1 protein-coding gene and 2 pseudogenes are annotated in these 2,049 nt (G+C 70.8%); all 3 read left to right on the forward strand.

Features of this window, described 5'->3' with window-relative positions; all coding sequences use genetic code 11:
• Nucleotides 1-551, forward strand: a pseudogene (locus GVV75_RS10165) (hypothetical protein); the annotation flags it as partial.
• Nucleotides 552-611: 60 nt separating this feature from the next.
• Nucleotides 612-1,100, forward strand: coding sequence for a GtrA family protein (locus GVV75_RS10015; RefSeq protein ID WP_159626601.1), 489 nt, complete (start codon nt 612-614; stop codon nt 1,098-1,100).
• Between the two features lie 178 nt (nt 1,101-1,278).
• Nucleotides 1,279-1,896 (forward strand): annotated as a pseudogene (locus GVV75_RS10020) (VTT domain-containing protein); the annotation flags it as partial.
• Between the last annotated feature and the right edge of the window lie 153 nt (nt 1,897-2,049).

A 2,049-nucleotide genomic window follows, 5' to 3' on the forward strand; every position in this document is an offset into this window, starting at 1 on the left:
GAGCCCGCGCGTGGGCGCGGCGCCTGGGGCCGACCTGGGCCCGGCTGGGCGGCCGTGGGCGCGCGGGGCTGGCGGCCCTGACCGCACTGGCGCTCGTGAGCGCGCTCGTCTGGCCGGTGGCGGCGTGGGTGGCGACCGGGCGCATGGACGCCTACACCGCCACGGAGACCTCGTGGCGCGGGGGCGGGCTGGTGCCCTTCCTGCCGTGGCTGGATCGCGGCCAGTGGTGGGTCGGTGAGCACCTGGGCTGGCTGCTGGTCGCCTGCGCCCTCGCCCTGGCGGCCCTGGGCCTGGCCTCGAGGGCGTCGCGCTCGCTCGGCCCCGCCGCCTGGTTCTGGTGCGTCGCCTACGCGCTCTACCTCTTGGCGTTCTTCGACCCGACGACGTCGCTGCTGCGCATCCTGCTCCCCCTGGCCCCGCTGGCCTGGGCGGCCGCCGCGAGCGTGGGGCGCCGGGGCCGGTGGGCGCTGGCGGTGGCGGGGGTGATGGCCCAGGCCTTCTGGATCAGCTGGGTGTGGGACCTATCATCCGCAATCACCTGGGTGCCCTGATCGGTGGCTTAACATCTCCTCGTGAACGACAGCGCGGCATCGACCGCCACGGCCGAGCCGATGAGCCTCTCCAGCCGGATCCGCGCCTGGGTTCATGAGTTCCTTCAGTTCGGGGTCGTCGGCGCGCTCGCCTACGTGATCGACTCCGGCCTGTTCAACCTCGTCCAGCACGGTCCCACCGGCTTCCTGTCGGGCCACCCGAACTCCGCGAACGTCCTGAGCGCCACGGTCGCCACGATCTTCTCCTGGGTGGCGAACCGCTACTGGACCTACCGGGGCCGCACGAGGGAGAACGCCTTGCACGAGGGGCTCCTCTTCGCCCTGGCGAACATCGGCGGCCTGGTCATCACCCAGTTCTGCCTGCTGTTCACTCATCATGCCCTGGGACTGACCGGGCCGCTCGCGGACAACATCGCCGCCTACGTCGTCGGATTCGGACTGGGCACCGCCTTCCGATTCCTCTTCTACCACTACATCGTCTTCACCGGCTCCAGCGGGGGGCACGACGGCGCCTCCGAGCGCGCGGTCCCCTCCGACTCGGCGGAGTGACTCCAGGAGCCGCGCGGTCCACGAGGGCGCAGGCGCTTCGAGCCGGATCGTGCCGGATACCACATCGGGGATGAGGGAAGACTCACGGCCAGCACGGCTCTCCTCTCCCTAGCCTTGCCGAGTGACTGCTTCCCTCACGGCTCTCGCCGCGCTCAACGCCGTCGTCCCCGCGGCCCCGATGCCCGCCCTCGGCCCCAAATGGCTCGACGCCGGGGAGATAATCACCCAGATCGTCTCCTGGTTCGGCCCTTGGGCGATCGTCGGCGTCATGCTCGTCATCTTCGCCGAGACGGGCCTGCTCGTCGGCTTCTTCCTGCCCGGTGACTCCCTCCTGTTCACCCTCGGGCTTTTCGTGGCCACCGGCGATGTGGGCGCGCATATCTGGGTGGCCGCCCCGCTGATGTGGCTGGCGGCCATCACCGGCAACCAGACCGGCTACCTCATCGGGCGCAAGGCCGGCCCGAGGATCTTCAACCGCCCGAACTCCCGCCTCTTCAAGCAGGAATACGTGGAGCGCACGAGCGACTTCTTTGAGCGCCATGGGGGCAAGGCCGTCACGCTGGCGCAGTTCGTGCCGATCGTGCGCACCTTCACCCCGGTGATGGCCGGCGTCGGGCGGATGCACTACCGGCACTTCGTCACCTTCAACGTCATCGGCGCCACCCTGTGGGCCTTCGGGATCACGTGGCTCGGCTACTTCCTGGGCTCCATCGAGTGGATCCAGAAGAACATCGACGCGATGATCCTCGTCATCGTCTTCGTCTCCGTGGTGCCCATGATCCTCCACGCGCTGTCCGGGCGCCGCGGGAAGGCCGGGGCCGGCAAGCCCGATGCCGCGCCTGCCACCGGCGGGGCGCGGGGATCCGACGGCGCCACCGAGCCCAGCCTGGCCGCCAGCACTCCGGCCACTGCCGCGGGCGCCCAGAGCGCCCCGGCGGGCCAGGCCGCC

Source organism: Actinomyces sp. zg328 (assembly GCF_009829635.1).
GTDB lineage: Bacteria > Actinomycetota > Actinomycetes > Actinomycetales > Actinomycetaceae > Actinomyces > Actinomyces marmotae.

Coding starts and splice junctions, on each gene's coding strand:
- GVV75_RS10015 (WP_159626601.1), top strand. CDS start 612: ATGAGCCTCTCCAGCCGGATCCGCGCCTGGGTTCATGAGTTCCTTCAG.